This window comes from Phyllobacterium sp. SB3 (assembly GCF_040009165.1).
Lineage (GTDB): Bacteria > Pseudomonadota > Alphaproteobacteria > Rhizobiales > Rhizobiaceae > Phyllobacterium.
The window spans coordinates 1-259 of record NZ_JBDYKI010000042.1; the positions used below are offsets into that span (position 1 = coordinate 1).

Sequence of the window (259 nt, forward strand, 5' to 3'; positions counted from 1 at the left end):
GCCGAGGCGCTGGCATTCGCCGAAAACCTGGAGCCGCTCAAGCACCCGAAGACCCTGGCGTCCGTCGTCGCCGAAGGCACGGACGGCTATGTCGGCCTGTTCATTCCGGGCGGCCACGCCCCGATGGCGGATCTCATCAGCGACAAGAACCTGGGCAAGATCCTGACGAGCTTCCACGACACGGGCCGCCCGACGGGCATCATCTGCCACGGTCCGATCGTCCTGCTTTCCGCATTGCCCGATGCCGACGCGTTCATCG

General features: G+C 66.0%; 1 protein-coding gene. It reads left to right on the forward strand.

Annotation, left to right across the window (positions count from 1 at the left end; all coding sequences use genetic code 11):
- A partial coding sequence (locus ABKW30_RS29300) for a DJ-1/PfpI family protein (RefSeq protein WP_348602491.1) occupies positions 1 to 259 on the forward strand: 259 nt, incomplete at both ends.